Source organism: Cupriavidus gilardii (assembly GCF_008801915.1).
In the GTDB taxonomy this organism is placed as follows: Bacteria; Pseudomonadota; Gammaproteobacteria; order Burkholderiales; family Burkholderiaceae; genus Cupriavidus; species Cupriavidus gilardii.
The window spans coordinates 218222-235564 of sequence record NZ_VZOV01000007.1 but is presented as its reverse complement, the minus strand read 5'-3'; the positions used below and the strand labels follow the sequence as shown (position 1 = coordinate 235564).

General features: G+C 69.5%; 13 protein-coding genes. 6 read left to right on the top strand and 7 right to left on the bottom strand.

The genetic code is table 11. The annotated features are described in order from the left end of the window. Positions 1–18: 18 nt before the first annotated feature. Positions 19–657: a glutathione S-transferase family protein gene (locus F7Q96_RS11855; protein WP_053824449.1), complete on the bottom strand. Its 639-nt coding sequence runs from the start codon at positions 655–657 to the stop codon at positions 19–21. Between the two features lie 132 nt (positions 658–789). Between F7Q96_RS11855 and F7Q96_RS11850 the strand changes: the two genes are divergently transcribed. Continuing rightward, a complete protein-coding gene (locus F7Q96_RS11850) occupies positions 790–1680 on the top strand; it encodes a LysR family transcriptional regulator (protein WP_053824450.1) in 891 nt (296 codons plus the stop codon). A gap of 36 nt (positions 1681–1716) precedes the next feature. On the opposite strand, the gene F7Q96_RS11845 is transcribed toward F7Q96_RS11850, so the two are convergent. The 4 genes from F7Q96_RS11845 to F7Q96_RS11830 form a co-directional block, all read right to left on the bottom strand. Next, a complete protein-coding gene (locus F7Q96_RS11845) occupies positions 1717–2718 on the bottom strand; it encodes a Bug family tripartite tricarboxylate transporter substrate binding protein (RefSeq protein ID WP_053824451.1) in 1002 nt (333 codons plus the stop codon). Positions 2719–2728: 10 nt separating this feature from the next. Continuing rightward, on the bottom strand, positions 2729–4042 hold the full coding sequence (locus F7Q96_RS11840) for a DUF1254 domain-containing protein (protein ID WP_053824452.1): 1314 nt from the start codon (positions 4040–4042) through the stop codon (positions 2729–2731). 20 nt (positions 4043–4062) lie between these two features. After that, the gene (locus F7Q96_RS11835; RefSeq protein WP_053824453.1) at positions 4063–6231 is read right to left on the bottom strand and encodes an acetate--CoA ligase family protein; all 2169 of its coding nucleotides are present in this window, start codon (positions 6229–6231) and stop codon (positions 4063–4065) included. Positions 6232–6363: 132 nt separating this feature from the next. Continuing rightward, positions 6364–7170: an IclR family transcriptional regulator gene (locus tag F7Q96_RS11830; protein ID WP_053824454.1), complete on the bottom strand. Its 807-nt coding sequence runs from the start codon at positions 7168–7170 to the stop codon at positions 6364–6366. Between the two features lie 212 nt (positions 7171–7382). On the opposite strand from F7Q96_RS11830, the gene F7Q96_RS11825 reads away from it, so the two are divergent. Both F7Q96_RS11825 and F7Q96_RS11820 read left to right on the top strand, forming a co-directional pair. Next, a complete protein-coding gene (locus tag F7Q96_RS11825; protein WP_053824455.1) occupies positions 7383–8066 on the top strand; it encodes a TetR/AcrR family transcriptional regulator in 684 nt (227 codons plus the stop codon). A gap of 175 nt (positions 8067–8241) precedes the next feature. After that, positions 8242–9207: a Bug family tripartite tricarboxylate transporter substrate binding protein gene (locus F7Q96_RS11820; RefSeq protein WP_053824456.1), complete on the top strand. Its 966-nt coding sequence runs from the start codon at positions 8242–8244 to the stop codon at positions 9205–9207. Here F7Q96_RS11820 and F7Q96_RS11815 read toward each other — a convergent pair. Continuing rightward, positions 9153–10646 (bottom strand): pentapeptide repeat-containing protein, encoded by a 1494-nt coding sequence (locus F7Q96_RS11815; protein WP_053824457.1) that lies wholly within the window; start codon positions 10644–10646, stop codon positions 9153–9155. The genes F7Q96_RS11820 and F7Q96_RS11815 overlap by 55 nt on opposite strands. Before the next feature lie 336 nt (positions 10647–10982). Between F7Q96_RS11815 and F7Q96_RS11810 the strand changes: the two genes are divergently transcribed. Both F7Q96_RS11810 and F7Q96_RS11805 read left to right on the top strand, forming a co-directional pair. Beyond that, the gene (locus tag F7Q96_RS11810; protein ID WP_053824458.1) at positions 10983–11663 is read left to right on the top strand and encodes a histidine phosphatase family protein; all 681 of its coding nucleotides are present in this window, start codon (positions 10983–10985) and stop codon (positions 11661–11663) included. Positions 11664–11731: 68 nt separating this feature from the next. Next, on the top strand, positions 11732–12601 hold the full coding sequence (locus tag F7Q96_RS11805) for a crotonase/enoyl-CoA hydratase family protein (protein WP_053824459.1): 870 nt from the start codon (positions 11732–11734) through the stop codon (positions 12599–12601). A gap of 20 nt (positions 12602–12621) precedes the next feature. On the opposite strand, the gene fusA is transcribed toward F7Q96_RS11805, so the two are convergent. Further along, complete coding sequence (gene fusA / locus F7Q96_RS11800; protein WP_151022676.1) at positions 12622–14727, bottom strand: elongation factor G; 2106 nt, start codon at positions 14725–14727, stop codon at positions 12622–12624. A 225-nt stretch (positions 14728–14952) separates the two neighbouring features. Between fusA and F7Q96_RS11795 the strand changes: the two genes are divergently transcribed. Beyond that, positions 14953–17229 (top strand): mechanosensitive ion channel domain-containing protein, encoded by a 2277-nt coding sequence (locus F7Q96_RS11795; protein WP_053824460.1) that lies wholly within the window; start codon positions 14953–14955, stop codon positions 17227–17229. Positions 17230–17343 lie beyond the last annotated feature (114 nt).

Genomic DNA, 17343 nt, shown 5'->3' with positions numbered 1-17343 from the left:
GTGATTCCGGCAAATGAATCAGGCGGCCTTGGCGACCGGCATCGGCACGAAGCGCGGCAGCGCTTCGACGCGCGCCAGCCAGGCGCGGATCGCCGGATACGGGGCCAGACTGATGCCACCCTCTTCGGCCCGGGCGATATAGGCATAGGCGGCGACATCCGCCAGCGTGGCATCCGGGCCCACCAGGAATGCCGATGCGGCCAGCAGCGGTTCCATCGCCGTGAACAGCCGCTCGGCCTGCCGGCGGGCATCGTCGACGGGCACATCCATGCCGAACACGCCGGCGAGCCGCGCACGGGCCGGGCCGAAGGCGATTTCCCCGGCGGCGACCGAAAGCCAGCGCTGCACCGCGGCGGCCTTGACCGGATCGCGCGGCAGCCACCGGCCTTCCTCGTCGTAACGCAGCGCCAGATACACCAGGATCGCGTTGGAGTCGGCGATCACGGTGCCGTTGTCGTCGAGCACCGGAATCTGTCCGAACGGGTTCAGGCGCAGGAACGGCTCGCGCTTGTGCTCGCCGCCGCGGACGTTGACCAGCTCGCAGCGGTAGGGCAGATCGAGCAGCGACAGCAACAGCTCGACACGATGGCAATGGCCCGACATCGGCACGTGATACAGCACCAGCGGGGCGGCGGGACGGGAAGATGCAGCGGACATGGTGGGCTCCGTTTTCTTGCGGTGTGTTTGCACAAGGAATTTGCCAATGCCCGCATTGTGGTCGGCCGCCGGCCTGCAATAAAGCGCGCCAGATGTATTTGACTACTCCAATAGATGGAGTAATGTCGCGCCATGGACAAACTTCGCGCGATGCAGACTTTCGTTCGGATCGTCGACAAGGGCAGCCTGACCGCGGCCGCGACCTCGCTCGGCACCTCGCTGCCGGCGGTGGTGCGCACGCTGGCCGCGCTGGAGGCCCATCTGCAGGTCCGCTTGCTGAACCGCACCACGCGCCGGCTGGCGCTGACCGAGGACGGCCGCAGCTACCTGGACAGCTGCCGGCGCATCCTGGCCACCATCGACGAGGTCGAAGCCGGCCTGACCACGCGCCAGGTCGAACTCGCCGGCCACCTGACGGTGACCGCGCCGATGCTGTTCGGCCAGATGTATGTGGCACCCGCGGTCACGCGCTTCGTGCAGCGCTATCCCGCGGTGCATTGCTCGCTGAACTTCGCCGATCGCGTGGTCGACCTGCTCGAAGAGGGCGTCGATGTCGGCGTGCGGATCGGGCCGCTGCGCGATTCGACGCTGATCGCCCAGCCGGTCGGCCGGATCCGCCGCGTGGTGGTCGCCACGCCCGCCTTCCTGCGCAAGCATGGCGTGCCACGCCATCCGGAGGACCTGGCGCGCGAGCCCTGCCTGCGCTTCAGCAACGGCAACCCGCACTGGTGGACCTTCCAGGACGACGGCCGCGTGTTCCAGGTGCAGGTTACCGGCAACCTGGAGTTCAATCAGACCGCGCCGGCGGTCGCGGCCTGCGCCGCCGGTGCGGGCTTCGGCCACTTCCTGTCCTATCAGGTCGCGCCGCTGGTCGCCGAAAAAAAGCTGCGCATCGTGCTGGAGGACTACGAGCTGGCGCCATGGCCGCTGTCGGTGCTCTATCCGCATGCACGGATGCTGCCGGCGCGCACCCGGGCGCTGATCGACTGGCTCAAGGCCGATCTGGCGCCGCGCTTTCCGTAGGCGCGGCGCCCGGCCGTAGCGGCCGGGACGGGTCCGTCATTCCAGCACCAGGCCGGTCTTGCGGATCAGGTCGCCCCACTTGCGCACCTCGCCGTCGATGAACTGGCCGAAGGCGGCGCTGGAAATCGGCTCCGGCTGCAGGCCAAGTCCGTGCAGCTTCGCGCGAATGGCAGAATCGGCAAATACCGCGCTGGCATCGCGATTGAGCTGCCGCACGATCGCATCCGGCGTGCCGGCCGGCGCCACCAGCCCGAACCAGCCGTAGCCCACCACGCCGGCATGGCCCTGCTCGGCGAAGGTCGGCGCGTCCGGATACACCGGGCTGCGCTGCTCCGACGCCACCGCCAGCACGCGCAGCTTGCCGGCCTTGATAAAGGGCAGCGCCGACGTGATCGCCGTCAGAGTCGCATCGACACGCCCCGCCAGCAGTTCGGTATAGGCGGTGGCGTCGCCCTTGTAATGGACGGTCAGCGCCTTGAAACCCGCCTGCGCGGCAAACAGCTCGCCGGTCAGATGGGGCCCCGAGCCGATGCCGGGCGACGCGAACGTGATGCCGTCCTTCTTGTCGCGCGCGAGCTTGACGAAGTCCGCCAGCGTGCGGGCCGGCGAGGCCGCGTTGACGATCAGGAAAACCGGCCCGACCACGCGCGGACCGACCGGCTTGAAATCCCTGGCAATGTCGTAGCGCTGCTTCAGTCCGGCCGCCGTATTGATCGCGAACGGCGCGGCCGCCCACAGCAGCGTGTAGCCGTCCGGCGCGGCATGCGCGACCAGTTCGTTGGCGACGCGGGTGCCGGCGCCCGGCCGGTTCTCGACGACGAACTGCTGCCCGTACTTCTGGCTCAGCGCGTCGGCCAGCACGCGCGCCGAGGTGTCGTTGGACCCGCCGGCGCCATAGGGCGAGATCAGCTTGACGGGCCGCGAAGGATAGCTGTCGGCGTGCGCGGCCTGGCCAGGCGCGAGGCCGACGGCAAGCAGTACGCCCGCCAGCAGGGCCCTGGCGAGCCGGCTGCCACCAGGGAAGTGGGAACGGAGCATGGTGGCCTCCTCAGGCGATCCGCCGCACCGGCGGAATGACGTACTTCCCGGCGATAAAGGCCGGGCTCGGATGATAGAGGCGCAGGATCAGGTAGAACGGCCCCGCCGGCGCCGGCAGCCAGTTGTCGATTGACGCCGGCCGCGCATGCGAGATCGCGATCGCCAGGCTGCCGTCGGCCTCGTAGCGCAGGCCCGGCGTGCGATCGCCGATCGCATGGCGGCCGATCGCATTGGCGGTGAAGAAGCGGTCCTCGCCGTACAGCGACACCGACCAGAACGCCTGCGCCGGCGGCAGATGGCCCGCAGGGAAGCGCAGCTCGTAGGTGCCGGCGCCATCAAGCGGCTGTCCGTCGGCATCGAAGTCCGCCATCGCGTAGACCGCCTCGTCGGCACGCAACGCGCCCAGTCCCTTCATCGCGGTGGTCGCACGCATCAGCCAGTCGTCGCCATAGACGCCGAGCTTCAGGCTGTAGCCCCAGCTCTTGCGTGCCTGGCTGCGCGTATGCGCCTCGATCAGTGCCATGCCCTGCCGATAGGCGCTGGCGAGCCCGGCCTGCACCGCCGGCCGCAGCGCCGCGATCTCGATGTCGTCCTCGAGCCGGATGCCCTGGCGCCGCAGCAGCGTCAGCAAGCCTAGCTCCTGCGGCGCCGGCGGAAACTCCCGCAGCGCCTGGAACAGGTTGTGGAAGAAGTCGAGCGCGGCGTCGCCGGTCTCGCGCCACAGCCGCACGCACTGCGGCTGCCGCCCGATCACCGGCGCATCGAGCCGGAAGCCCTGCTCGAACGCATGCGCCGCCGGCAGGTCGTGCTCGCCCTGCACCAGCACGCGGCCAATCAGCCAGACCAGCGAGGTGGGACAGGCCACCGCGTGTCCGCCGTCCGCCTGCTGGCCGGCGCCGACCAGCTGCACCGCGGCGCCTTCGGCCGGCACATTGCGCGGTCCGAGATTCTCGAAGTTGTTGGTATGCGCATCGAGCAGTTCCACCACGTAGTAGCGGTCCGGATCGCTCAGCGGTGGCACGTGCAGCGTGACCGGACCGTCGGTCAGATCGACCCAGCCGCAGAAGTACAGCAGATCGTTGGCGGGCGTGACGATGTCGCGGTCCTCGTGCGTCCATTGGCGCGTACTGGCCGACAGCACATTGATCGGCGCGCGGCCGTAGCCGGTGGCCGCGTCGACCGAGGTCTGCACGCGGCATGTGCGCAGCGTTTCGATCAGCGGATAGCCGTAGATCACCAGCGGCAGCGCCGCCGCGGCGGTCAGCGCCTGCTGGGGATTGTCGTAGACGGGAGCGGAGAAGACGGGGCTGGCGGGATGGTTCATGTCGGGTGCTCGCTTCGGGTTCAGGACGCGTCGTGCCGCAGCGTGATGACGGCGTCGGCCGCCACCGGGCCGTCGACGGTAACGATGAAAGGATTGATTTCCAGCGTGTCGAGCCGCGGCCCGATCGCGGCGGCGGCCTGCGACACGCGCACCAGCACCTGGGCGACGCGCTCCAGCGGCACCGCCGGATTGCCGCGATGGCCGACGAACAGCGCGTCGGCGCGGCTCTCGCGCAGCATCGCCAGCGCACGCGGCATCGACAGCGGCGCCAGGCCGAAGGCCATCTGCCGGAACACCTCCACCGCGGTGCCGCCGATGCCGGCCAATGCGACCAGCCCGAACACCGGATCGCGCCGCACGCCGACCATCAGTTCGCCCCAGCCGCGCAGCATGCGCGCCACCACCACGCCATCGAAGGGCCCCGGCGCGCCGCCCGACTGCTGCGCATGGCGGCGGGCCGCGTCGCGCACGCGCGCGAATGCGGCGCGCACCGCGGCGGCATCGTGCAGGTTCAATGCAACGCCGCCGACATCGCTCTTGTGCAGGATCTCGCGCGAGCACAGCTTGACCGCGACCGGATAGCCGAGCCGTTCGGCGAGCCGTACCGCCTCGTCGGCGTCGCGCGCCAGGCCGTGCGGGGCGACCGGCACGCCGGCTTCGGCCAGCAGTTGCATCGCTTCATGCTCGGACAGCGCGCCGGCGTCGGCGGCGATGCGCGGCAACTGCGGCAAGGGGGACCCCGCCGCCGGCTCGCCGCCCGTGTCGGTCGGCTGCGCGGCCGCGCGCGCCAGCGCGGCGACCGCTTCGATCGCATGCGCGGGCTCGCGGAACACCAGGCATCCGTGCTGCTCCAGCCAGGCGCGGCGATCGTCGGCGACCAGCCCGCACAGCAGCAGCGGCGCGCTGCCGTTCGATGCGTGCAGCGCGGCGACCGTGCGCTGCAGTTCGGGCCACAGCGCCGGCGCATTGGCGCCGGCGGCGAGGAAGGCCACCACGCTGCCGTATTCCCCGCATTCGGCGACGTCGCGCAGCGCGTCCAGCAGCACGCGCGGCTGAGCCACGATCTGGCCGGTGACGTCGATCGGATTGGCGGTACTGGCGAACGGAATCGCGGCGCGCAGCGCCTGGGCCGGGGCGGCGGGCATCGGCGGCATCGGCAAACCGAGCTGCTCGGCGCGATCGGCCATCATGATGCCGACGCCACCGGACACGGTGACGATCGCCACCGGCGCGACGGCATCGGCTGCCAGACCGCTGGCGCTGTGCCAGCGCGACGGACGGCGGCCGCGCGACAGCACATAGCCGAGCCGGAAGAATGCCTCCAGCGATTCGGCGCGATGGACGCCGTATTCGTCGAACACCGCCTGGTAGACGGCGTCCTCGCCCGCCAGGCTGGCGGTATGCGATTGCGCCGAACGCGCGCCGGCCTCGGTGACGCCAACCTTGGCGACGACCACCGGCTTGCCCGCGGCCCGCGCGGCGGCCAGCGCGCGGCGCAGCCGCTCGCCATCGCGGCAGCCCTCCATGTACGTCAGGATCACGCGCGTATCGTCGTCGTGCGCAAGCCATTCGATCACGTCGGCGACCTGCAGCCCGGCCTCGTTGCCGGTGGTCACCCAATGGCTCAGCCCGAGGCCGGCCTCGCGGGCCAGCGCAAAGGCATAGGCGCCGAAGGCCCCGCTCTGGCTGACCAGTCCCACATCGCCCAGCGGCGGCAGCCCGCCCAATGGAATCGGCGAAAACGTGGCGAACATGCGCTCGCGCAGATTCATCGCGCCGAGGCAATTGGGTCCCAGCAGCGTGATGCCGTGATGCCGCGCCTGCTCGGCCAGCGCCTGCTGCATGCGGGTGCCCGCTTCGCCGACCTCGGCGAAGCCCGACGTGAAGAACACCGCGGCGCGCGTGCCATTGGCGGCCAGCTGCGCCATCACGTCGGCGCTCGCCATTGCCGGCACCGCGACGATCGCAAGATCGACCGGTTCGCCGAGCGCGCCCAGCGAGGGCGTGGCGGGCAGACCCTGGATCTCGGCCGAGGCGGTATTGACCGGATGCACGCGGCCGCCGTAGCCGAGCGCGCGCAGCAGCCGGATCGGCATGCCGCCGACCTTCTCCGGCTGGGACGAGGCGCCGATCACGGCGATCGAGCGTGGCCGCAACAAGGCGGAAAGGTCAGGGGTCGGGTCTGGCATCGATGTCTCCGTTGTCTTCGTTGTCGTGGTGGCCGATGCCGCCGTGGCGGCGGCATCGTGGTGTCTCGTTGTCCCGGTGCTCAGGCCGGGTGGGCGTGTGCGCAGGAGCGGCGGCGCGGCGAATGTCGTGCGCTATCTCCCCACACCCGCCGCCTGTTCGATGCTGCGGACCATCTCGGCCAGCATCGGCGCCACGCGCTTTTCCAGCATGCCGCGGCGCAGCTTGCTGCCGGCGATCGCGCAGTTGAACAGCAGCGGTCGGTTCAGATAGACGATGCGCGAGTAGATGCCGACGCCATGCACGCCGATGCCGGCCTCGCCCTCATTGATCGCGTAGCCGCGCTTGGGGTAGTGGGCGACGTTGTGGCAGATGCGGTCGTAGTTGGCGGCGTATTCGTCGGGACGCTCGCGCTGCGCGATCTCCATCAGCCTCTGGAATTCGGCCTTCGACAGCGTGCACAGGAACGCGCGGCCCATGCCGGTGTTCAGCACCGAGCGCACCGCGCCGACGCCCGGCCGGGCCGGCGTGCCCTCGTTGTGCGTGCAGGTGAGCAGATAGGTCACGTCGAGCCGATGCGCCACGCCCATCGACACCGCGCCGTCGATGCGGTCCGCCAGAGCCTGCATCAGCGGCCGCGCGGTATGCCGCATCGGCAGGCCAGTCAGGTAGGGATAGCCCAGCGCGAGCACCTGCGCGCTGACGAAGTATTTGTCGAGCTTCGGGTCCCAGTCGAGGTAGCCGAGCTCGTACAGCGTCTTGCAGATGCGCGACACCGTCGCGCGCGGCAGCTGCAGCCGGCGCGACAGTTCGCCATTGCCCATCGGCTGCGGCTCGTCGATGAAGCAGCGCAGCAGGGCAAAGCCCTTGGCGAGCAGTCCGCCGAACGACGGATCGTCGCGGCGGCGTTCGGCGATGAATTGTTCGACCGGCGTGTTCATGTTGTCTCCTGAAATCCAGTGTGGGTGGCCGCGGCGAGGACCGTCAAATGATGGAACGAATTTCCAGATATTGGAAATAGCAGCCCTGTCGTTGACGCTCCCCGCGGGTGCCCCTAACGTGGCCGGACGCTGGATCGGATCGGCGATGCCATGTATCGGCGTCGCCGTATCGAGACCGCTCCCCTTTTCCGTAGCCGCCTTCGGAAGCCGTCATGACCCCTGCCTCCCCATTCCCGCTGCCCGGCACCGCCCGTACCGCCTTCCCCGCATTCGAGGCGCGTTCGCTGCTGCATGCGCCCAAGCGCCAGCGCGCCCGCGATACCGAGCAGGCGTTGCTGGCCGCCGGCCGCACGCTGCTGGCCACGCGCGACTTCGAATCGATTTCGGTGGCGCAGATCGTGGCGGCCTGCGAGTTGTCGGTCGGCGCCTTCTATGGGCGTTTCCGCGACAAGGCGGCCTTTTTCGACGCGCTGCAGGCGGCCGCGGTACGCGACGCGCAGCAGGGCATCGAGCGGCATCTGGCGCTGCCACGGTGCGCCGGTGTGCCGACCGCGGTGCTGATCGACAGGGCAATGCGACTGCTGGTGCGCGGCTGCCGCGCCCAGCGCGGGCTGCTGCGGGCGGCGCTGCAGCAGGCCGGTGCCCGGCCGCAGGCCTGGCAGCCGCATCGCGACTGCGCGGCGGCCTTTGCGGACCGGATGGTGGCGCTGCTGACGCCGCGGCTCGATGACGGCGCGGGCGCCGAGGCGAAGGTTCGCTTCGCCATGCAGGCTGCGTTCGGCATGCTGATCCATGCGCTGTTGCACGACCCGCCGCCACTGCGGCTGGACGACGACGAACTGCCCGTGCAGATGGCGCGGCTGATCGACGGCTATCTGGCGCCGATGCGCAATTGAAGCCGCGATTGAATTGATCCGCGATTGAAGCCGCGTTCGAATCGGCGCGATCGAATGCGATCCCGGCGCGCCGGCGAGCGGATGGCAAGGGCCACAGAACATGACGACGAGGAGACCAGCCATGAACCCACACAGCAACACGGCTGCCCGCAGGACAGCCAGATGCCGAAGCGCGATGCGCACCGCGGCGCTGGCGATGCTGGTGCTGGCTGCCTTGCCGCTGCATGCGCAGCAGCCCTATCCGAGCAAGCCGATCCGCATCGTCGTGCCCTATCCGGCCGGCGGTTCGACCGACACGCTGGCCCGCACGCTGGGCGACGCGCTGAGCCAGCGGCTGGGCCAGCCGGTCGTGGTCGAGAACAAGGGCGGCGCTGGCGGAATCATCGGCACCGACCATGTCGCCAAGTCCGCGCCCGACGGCTACACGCTGCTGATGACGGTGCCCGGGCCGATCACGGCCAATCTGGCGCTGTACAAGAAGCTGCCCTACGATCCGCGCACCGACCTGCAGCCGGTCTCCGATATCGCCACCATGCGTACCGTGCTGGTGGTCAACAGCACGCTGCCGGTCAAGAGCGTCGACGAACTGTACGCCTACGCGAAGGCGCATCCCGGCGCCTTGCGGATGGGCTCGTGGGGACCGGGCACGCAGCCGCATACGATCCAGTCGTATCTGGCCAAGACCAGGGGGCTCGATATCCTGCACGTGCCCTACCGCGGTGAAGGACCGATGGTGTCGGACCTGCTGGCCGGACAGGTCAACATGACGATCGGCTCGGTGACCGCGCTGAAGCAGCATATCGCCACCGGCAAGCTGCGGCCGCTGGCGGTGATCGGCACGCGGCGGGCCGTGGGCCTGCCCGATGTGCCGACGTTTGCCGAGGCGGGCTATCGCGATGCCGCCTACGAGGTCGTCGGGCCGACCACGCTGCTGGCCCCGGCGAAGACGCCGCCCGCCATCGTCGAGCAGCTCGGGCGCGAGGTCAGCGCGCTGGTGCGCAGCGGCCCGGTGGCACGCCGGATCGACGAGATGGGCGCCGAGCCGGTCGGCAATCTGCCGGCCGAGGCGAGCAGCGCCTATCGCGCCTATCTGCCGGTGGTGCTGAAGCTGACCGCCGATACCGGCGTCACGCTCGATTGATCGGGGACGACCTTGATCGGGGACGACCGCGGCTCCAGCGTCAACTCCCATGGCAGTTCGCCAAACTTGGCAAACATCGCGGGATCATACTTGGCAAACATCGCGCGATATCGGTCCGCCAGCTTCAGCAGCACCTCTTCGCACGACTCGGGCAGCGTCTTGGCCAGGCGCTGGCACTGATGCCTGGCCAGCCTCCGGATACAGTGATCCAGCACGATGTCGCTGCTCTTCTCGCCGGCGTTTTCCCAATACTGGTCGATGTCCTTCAGCAACAACTCGGCGAGGGCGTCATTGGTGTCGGAGATGTCCTCGTTTTGCGCGGCCGCGCAATTCAGCGCGTTGACGATCGCCGCCATCAGTTCGCGTCGCCGTTGCCGATCGGACAGCGAGACCACCGTCCACAGCAGATTGCCGTCATGCTGATGCAACGGCTTGAGCGCGGCCCGGCGGGTGGCGCCGTCGACCAACGCGTCGGGCGGCAGCACGAAGCCGGCGCCTGTCAGGTCCGCCCCGGACAGCGTGGCGCCGGCCAACGCCATCGCGTAAAGCGTCTGGCCACGCAGGTCCGCACCACCGAGCGAGGCGTTTTGCAGCCGGGTGCCTGCGAGCTGGGCGCCGGACAGCCTGGCGCCGTCCAGCCTGGCACGACGCAGATCGGCCAGCCGCAGATCGGCATCGCGCAGGTCGGCGTTGCGCAGGTCCGCCTCGACGGCGTCGCAACGGACCAGCACCGCGCCGCGCAGGTCGGCACCGCCCAGATCCAGCGGCCCCAGGCGGCTGTCGCGCAGGTTGCGCCCACGCAGGTCGGAACCGGGACCGAACAAACGCTGCGCGACTTCGGGGCACAGTCGACGCAGCTCGGTGTCAGGCGGCATGGTCGGCCGGCTGTGCGACGCCTCGCCGGTGCGCTCCGATGCGCCATCGGGTTCGGACTGGGGCCGCTGAACGTAGCGCAGCAGCTGGGCGCGGCGCCGGCGCCCGGCCTCGCCGCTCTCTGCCGGCAGGCCGTGATGGTCGAGAGCCGGCGGCAGCCAGCCCTTGATGTAGAGCGGGACCACGCGCGGCCGCGCGCAATCCCGACTACCGTCGGCGCTGCCGCCCTTGCCCCCTTCGTTGCCGCCATCGGTCTCGACGCGCAGCGCCCAATGCTTGACGAAGCGGCGCACCCGCGATTCCCACAGCACCTCGTCGCCGCCCAGGCGCAGGCACCGCATCAGCCGCGCGAAGCGCTGGCGGTGTGTCATCTGCCATAGCGAAGCGGTCTTGATCTTCCAGCCGGAACTCGATCGGCACAGGCGAAAGCGATGGCCCTGTACCTCGATCAGCTCGCCGCGCACGAGCGCGGCGCTGATTGCCCGTCCGCCATCCGGCGATTCGAGTGCCGCGCTGAAGGCGGTGCAGTCGGCATACGCCAAGGTGTGATACGTACGCATCGTCATGACCTCTTGATGTCGTGATGCTGATGTCTCGATGGTGATGTCTTGATGGTGATGTCTTGCTGCTGATGTCCCTCGCGCGAGGAATGCCCGCCGGCGGGCAGGCGCCAAGGTAACCGCGTATGGCGACGCCATTTGCGTAACGTGCCGGCGGCTTTCGAAAATTTGCGACGCGCAAGGCGCGCCGGCCGCGACAATGCAGCGCGGCCATGACCGGTATGCAGCGTGTCACGCTTGCTTGGCCGGCACTCGGAGCGCGCCCTACAATCGAGCGCGACGGCCATCGCCGGCCTGCCGGCCGGCCGCCCGGCCCCTGTCCCAACCTTCCGCTCTCCCTCTATGGCAACGCTATTTCTCGTGCGCCACGGCCAGGCCTCCTTCGGCGCGGCAAATTACGACTGCCTGTCGGCACAGGGCCGGCAGCAATCGCGCTGGCTCGGCGAATATTTCGTCGAGCGCGGGGTGCGCTTTCGCCGCGTGATCGCCGGCTCGCTGGTGCGCCAGCAGGACACCGCCAGCGAGATCCTGGCCGCGATGGGCGAGGCCGGTGCCGGGCTGACGCTCGAAACCCATCCGGGCTTCAACGAGTACGACGGCGAGGCGCTGTACTGCGCCCACACCGGCGGCGCCGACCATCGCGCGCATCAGAACGGCGACTACGCGGACTACTGGCGCACCTTCCGCGCGGCGTTCGCGGCCTGGACCGCCGGCACGCTGACCGGCATGCCCGAGAGCTGGGAGGAATTCGGCAAGCGCATCGCGGCGGGGCTGGCGCACGGCGCCGAGGGCTCGGCGCGCGAGGACGCGATCCTGGTGGTCAGCTCTGGCGGCGCGATCGGCCGCGCGGTGGCCGACATGCTGCATGCGCCGGCGCAGACCGCGATCGAGCTGAACCTGCAGTTCCGCAATACCGCCTTCTGCGAAATCATCTGCGGCCGCAATACGCAGCGGCTGCTCAGCTTCAACAACGTGCCGCATCTGGAGCGCGCGGACCGGCGCGGCGCGATCACCTTCGCCTGAGCGAGCCGGCGCCGGGCGCCGCATCGCCATCGACGTTTCCCGCATCGACCGACCATATCGGAGCCCTCATGAACCCCTCACAGTTCGAAACGCTGCGCTACGCCGTCGCCGAGGGCGTAGCGACCATCACGCTGCACCGGCCGGAACAGATGAATACGTTCAACGCGCAGATGATGCAGGAGCTGATCGCCGCCTTCGATGCGACCGACGCCGACGATGCGGTGCGGGCGGTGGTGGTGACGGGCGCGGGACGCGCGTTCTGCGCCGGCGCGGATCTATCGTCGGGCGGCTCGACCTTCGATTTCGAGAAACGCTATGGCGCGCCGGCCGACACGCCGCACCGGGACGGCGGCGGCCGTGTCGCGCTGCGGATCTACCGCAGCCTGAAGCCGGTGATCGGCGCGATCAACGGCGCGGCGGTCGGCATCGGCGTGACGATGCAGCTGCCGATGGATATCCGGCTCGCGTCGACCGCGGCCAAGTTCGGCTTCGTGTTCTCGCGCCGCGGCATCACGCCGGAGGCCGCGTCGTCGTGGTTCCTGTCGCGCGTGGTCGGCATCTCGACCGCGCTGGAATGGTGCTACACCGGCCGCGTGTTCCCGGCACAGGAGGCACTGGAGCGCGGCCTGGTGCGTTCGCTGCATGAACCGGACGACCTGCTGCCGGCGGCCTACGCGCTGGCGCGCGAGATCGCCGACAACGCGGCGCCGGTGTCGGTCGCGATCTCCCGGCAGATGATCTGGCGGATGGCAGGCGCCGCGCATCCGATGGAGGCGCACAAGCTCGACAGCCGCGCGATCCAGTCGCGCGGGCGCTCGCCGGACGCGAAGGAAGGCGTCGAAGCCTTCCTGCAGAAGCGCCCGGCGGCGTTCCCGCAGACCGTATCGCGCGACATGCCGGACTTCTTCGACTGGCAGGGCGAGCCGCCCTTCGTTTGAGAACGGCCTTCGCCTGACGACTATTGCCGGCGCGCGTTGACCACCGCGTCGGCGACGTTGGCCGGCGCCTCGGCGTAGTGCTTGAACTCCATCGTGTAGGTCGCGCGGCCCTGGGTCAGCGACCGCAGCGAGGTCGAGTAGCCGAACATCTCCGCCAGCGGCACCTCGGCGCGCACCAGCTTGCCGCCGCCGCCCGCGATCTCGTCCATGCCGTGCACGATGCCGCGCCGCGACGACAGATCGCCCATCACGTTGCCGGTGAACTCCTCCGGCGTCTCGACCTCGACCGCCATCATCGGCTCGAGCAGCACCGGACGCGCGCGGCGCATGCCGTCCTTGAAGGCCATCGAGCCGGCCATCCGGTAGGCGTTCTCGTTCGAATCGACCTCGTGGTACGAGCCGAACACCAGCGTGACCTTGACGTCCACCACCGGGAAGCCGGCCAGCACGCCGGCGTTCAGCGTCTCCTGAATGCCCTTGTCGACGGCCGGAATGAACTCGCGCGGAATCACGCCGCCCTTGATCGCATCGACGAATTCATAGCCCTTGCCCTGCGGCTGCGGCTCCAGGTCGATCACCACGTGGCCGTACTGGCCGCGGCCGCCCGACTGCTTGACGAACTTGCCCTCGACGCCCTTGATCGGCTGGCGGATCGTCTCGCGATAGGCGACCTGCGGCTTGCCGACGGTCGCTTCCACGCCGAACTCGCGCTTCATCCGGTCGACCAGGATTTCCAGGTGCAGCTCGCCCATGCCGGAGATGATGGTCTGGCCCGATTCCTCGTCGGTCTTGACGCGGAACGACGGGTCCTCCTGGGCCAGGCGGTTCAGCGCCACGCCCATCTTCTCCTGGTCCGCCTTGGTCTTGGGCTCGACCGCCTGCGAGATCACGGGCTCGGGGAAGGTCATCCGCTCGAGGATGATCACGTTGGCGGGGTCGCACAGCGTGTCGCCGGTGGTCGCCTCCTTCAGGCCCACGGCCGCGGCGATGTCGCCGGCGCGCACCTCCTTGATCTCGTTGCGCGTGTTCGCATGCATCTGCAGGATGCGGCCCAGGCGTTCGCGCTTGCCCTTGACCGGGTTGTAGACGGTGTCGCCCGAATTCACGACGCCGGAGTAGACCCGGAAGAAGATCAGCTGGCCGACGAAGGGGTCGGTCATGATCTTGAAGGCCAGCGCGGAGAACGGCTCGTCGTCGCTCGGATGGCGCTCGGCATCGCGATCGTCCTCGGTATGGCCGCGGATCGCCGGCACGTCGGCGGGCGACGGCAGATAGTCGACCACCGCGTCGAGCATCGCCTGCACGCCCTTGTTCTTGAAGGCGCTGCCGCACAGCATCGGCACGATCTCGTTGGCGATGGTGCGCTGGCGCAGGCCGGCCTTGATCTCGTCCTCGCTCAGCGCCTCGCCGCCCAGGTATTTCTCCAGCAGCGACTCGTTGGCCTCGGCCGCCGCCTCGACCATCCGCTCGCGCCACAGCTGCGCGGTATCGGCCAGTTCGGCGGGGATCTCGCGGTATTCGAAGCGCACGCCCTGGCTGGCCTCGTCCCAGACGATGGCCTGCATGCGCACCAGGTCGATGACGCCCTGGAAATGGTCTTCGGCACCGATCGGAATCTGCACCGGCACGGCCGCGCCCTTCAGACGCTCGGCGATCTGCTCGCGCACGCGGAAGAAGTCCGCGCCGACGCGGTCCATCTTGTTGACGAACGCCAGCCGCGGCACGCCGTATTTGTTCGCCTGGCGCCAGACCGTCTCCGATTGCGGCTGCACGCCGCCGACCGCGTCGTAGACCATCACGGCACCGTCCAGCACGCGCATCGAGCGCTCGACCTCGATCGTGAAGTCGACGTGCCCGGGGGTATCGATGATGTTGATCCGATGTTCGGGATACTTGCCAGCCATGCCCTTCCAGAACACGGTGGTGGCGGCCGACGTGATGGTGATGCCGCGCTCCTGCTCCTGCTCCATCCAGTCCATGGTGGCGGCGCCTTCATGCACCTCGCCGAGCTTGTGGCTGACGCCCGTGTAGAACAGGATGCGTTCGGTCGTGGTCGTCTTGCCGGCGTCGATATGCGCACTGATGCCGATGTTGCGATAGCGCTCGATGGGAGTTTTGCGGGCCACAACAATCTCCTGAGTAAGGGGCCTGTGTAGAACCTGATGAAAAAAGGGTCGGAGAAAAGAGGGGAATTAGAGTAGCACTATCGGCCAGGTTGCGTGCGCCGCCGATTGGGCGGCCGCGGCGTCAGACATTGACCGGTCGCCCGGGCCATGGGCATCGGTTACAGTGCGCCCAAGGCGGCCCTCCCAGCGGGGCCGAGAACCGGTTTCGACGAGGCCCCCGCGACGATGAAACTGCGATGTCATCTGCCATGGCTGGCGCTGATCTGGCTCTGCGCGATCGGCGCCATGCCGCTGTCCGGCGCGGCCGCGCCATTGGGCAAGCCCGCCGCCCAGTCCCCCGCCGCCACGTCGGCGCCGGCCTCCGAGGCCGCGGCCAGCGTACCGCTGGCGCAATCGCTCGATCAGGTCATCGAGACGCTGCAGAACGACCGGCAGCGGGCTGCGCTGGTGGGGCAACTGCGGGCGGTCCGCGACGGGCTGGCGGCGTCCGCGCCCGCGGCGGCGGCAGCGGCGTCGGAGGCCGAGGCCGAGGCCGGCGGACTGGTCGGTGCGCTGGCCGAAGCGGTCGAGCAGGTCGACGACCGGCTCGGCAAGGATCAGGGTCCGTGGCGCTATTGGAGCTGGCGTCTGCGCTTTGCCGGCGAGGAATGGCAGCAGGCGCTGACCGACCGCGGACGCGGCAGCGCGCTCGCATCGGCGCAGCTGTTCGCCGCGGTACTGGCGGGCTGGGCGGTTGGCGGCTGGCTGCTGCACGAGCTGGCGCGGCGGGTGCGCGGACGGCTGATGCGGCCGGTCGATCGGGTCCAGCTGCCCACGGTGCCGTCGTGGACGGACGTCGCCATCTTCATGCTGCGCCGGGTCGGTCCATGGGCGATCGCATTCGGCGTGGCGATCTGGATCGTGCGCGCGCTGGCGCTGCATCTGGTGCCGGCCGGCGTCGCGGCGCTGACGCTGGCCTATGCGCTGGTTGCCGGCGCGGTGCTGTCGGCGGTATCGCAGACGCTGTTCGCGGTCTTCGGTACCGCGCACCGGCGGCGTGCGGTCCACGACCTGCACCACCACTCGCGCACGATGCTGTTCGCGATCGGCTCGCTGGCGGCGCTCGGCGACGCCGCCACCAATGCCCGCGTGGTCGCCGCGCTCGGCATCAACCTGTCCGCGGTGACCGCCAATCTGTCCAACATCGCCGCGGCGCTGCTGATGGCCTGGTTCTGCCTGCGTTTTCGCCGGCAGATCGGCCACCTGATCGCGAACCGGCCGCTGGCGTTCCGCCAGGCCCATCCGGCCGTCACCGATGTGCTGCGGCTGGCCGGCGGCACCTGGCATCTGCCGGTGCTGGCCGTGGTGTTCGCCTCGGTGGTCGGCACGCTGCTCGCCGCCGGTCACGCCGACGACTATCTGGGCCGCACCATCCTGACAGTAGCGCTGCTGGTGGCAGCGCTGGCACTGACGGTGGTGACCGGACGCTCGCCGCAGGCGACGCAGCACGGGCCGCGGCAACGCTGGCAGCGGCGATCGGCCTATCTGGCGCGCTTTGGGCGCTTCGCAGTGGCGCTGGTGCGCCTGGCGATCTGGCTCGGCTTCCTGGAGCTGGCCAGCCGGGTCTGGGGCAATTCGCTGCTGCACCTGATGCATTCAACCGAGCTGGGCCGCCGCTTCGCCGACGCGGTATTCGGCGCGCTGGCCGCGGTGCTGCTGTCGTGGCTGTTCTGGCTCGTCATCGACACCGCGATCACGCAGGCGCTGGCGCCCGGACATGGGCGCGGGCAGCCGCCTAGCATGCGTGCCCGCACCATCCTGCCGCTGCTGCGCAACGCGGTATTCGTTGCGCTGCTGGTGATGGCGCTGATCGCGGTGCTGGCCAACCTCGGCGTCAACGTGACGCCGCTGATCGCCGGCGCCGGCGTGGTCGGCCTGGCCATCGGCTTCGGCGCGCAGACGCTGGTGCAGGACCTGATCACGGGGCTGTTCATCGTGATCGAGGATTCGATCGCGATCGGCGACGTGGTCGAGCTGCCCGACCATAGCGGCACGGTCGAGGGGATGACGATCCGCACCATCAAGCTGCGCGACGGCAAGGGCGCGCTGCATGTGCTGCCGTACAGCCAGATCAAGGCGATCAAGAACCTGTCGCGCGGCCATGCCTTCGCGGTCTTCAATATCGGCCTGCGCTACGACAGCGATCTGGACCGCGCCATGGCGCTGATCCGCGAGGCCGGCGACGAGATCGCGCAGGACATCCGATTCGCCCATCGGCTGCTGTCGGGGCTCGACATCCTCGGGCTGGACCGCTTCGATCCGTCGGGCCCGGTCGTGCTGGCCCAGTTCAAGACGTTGCCGCTGGCGCAGTTCGAAATCACGCGGGCGTTCAACGCGACGCTGAAGCAGAAGTTCGACGCGGCCGGCATCCGCATGGCGTCGCCGTACATGACGCTGCAGCTCGATGGCGGCGGCGCGGCCGACGTCAAGCCGCTGATCGAGGGCGGCGCCGGGACGGCATAGCGCTCGCGACATCGCCGTGGAGCTGCCAAACGGCAAGGGCGGCGATTTCAGCGCTGAAATCGCCGCCCTTGCCGTCTTGTCGGGCTGCGCCGGCCCCCGATCCCCTGGCGGGAT

Coding starts and splice junctions, on each gene's coding strand:
- F7Q96_RS11855 (WP_053824449.1), bottom strand. CDS start 657: ATGTCCGCTGCATCTTCCCGTCCCGCCGCCCCGCTGGTGCTGTATCAC.
- F7Q96_RS11850 (WP_053824450.1), top strand. CDS start 790: ATGGACAAACTTCGCGCGATGCAGACTTTCGTTCGGATCGTCGACAAG.
- F7Q96_RS11845 (WP_053824451.1), bottom strand. CDS start 2,718: ATGCTCCGTTCCCACTTCCCTGGTGGCAGCCGGCTCGCCAGGGCCCTG.
- F7Q96_RS11840 (WP_053824452.1), bottom strand. CDS start 4,042: ATGAACCATCCCGCCAGCCCCGTCTTCTCCGCTCCCGTCTACGACAAT.
- F7Q96_RS11835 (WP_053824453.1), bottom strand. CDS start 6,231: ATGCCAGACCCGACCCCTGACCTTTCCGCCTTGTTGCGGCCACGCTCG.
- F7Q96_RS11830 (WP_053824454.1), bottom strand. CDS start 7,170: ATGAACACGCCGGTCGAACAATTCATCGCCGAACGCCGCCGCGACGAT.
- F7Q96_RS11825 (WP_053824455.1), top strand. CDS start 7,383: ATGACCCCTGCCTCCCCATTCCCGCTGCCCGGCACCGCCCGTACCGCC.
- F7Q96_RS11820 (WP_053824456.1), top strand. CDS start 8,242: ATGCGCACCGCGGCGCTGGCGATGCTGGTGCTGGCTGCCTTGCCGCTG.
- F7Q96_RS11815 (WP_053824457.1), bottom strand. CDS start 10,646: ATGACGATGCGTACGTATCACACCTTGGCGTATGCCGACTGCACCGCC.
- F7Q96_RS11810 (WP_053824458.1), top strand. CDS start 10,983: ATGGCAACGCTATTTCTCGTGCGCCACGGCCAGGCCTCCTTCGGCGCG.
- F7Q96_RS11805 (WP_053824459.1), top strand. CDS start 11,732: ATGAACCCCTCACAGTTCGAAACGCTGCGCTACGCCGTCGCCGAGGGC.
- F7Q96_RS11795 (WP_053824460.1), top strand. CDS start 14,953: ATGAAACTGCGATGTCATCTGCCATGGCTGGCGCTGATCTGGCTCTGC.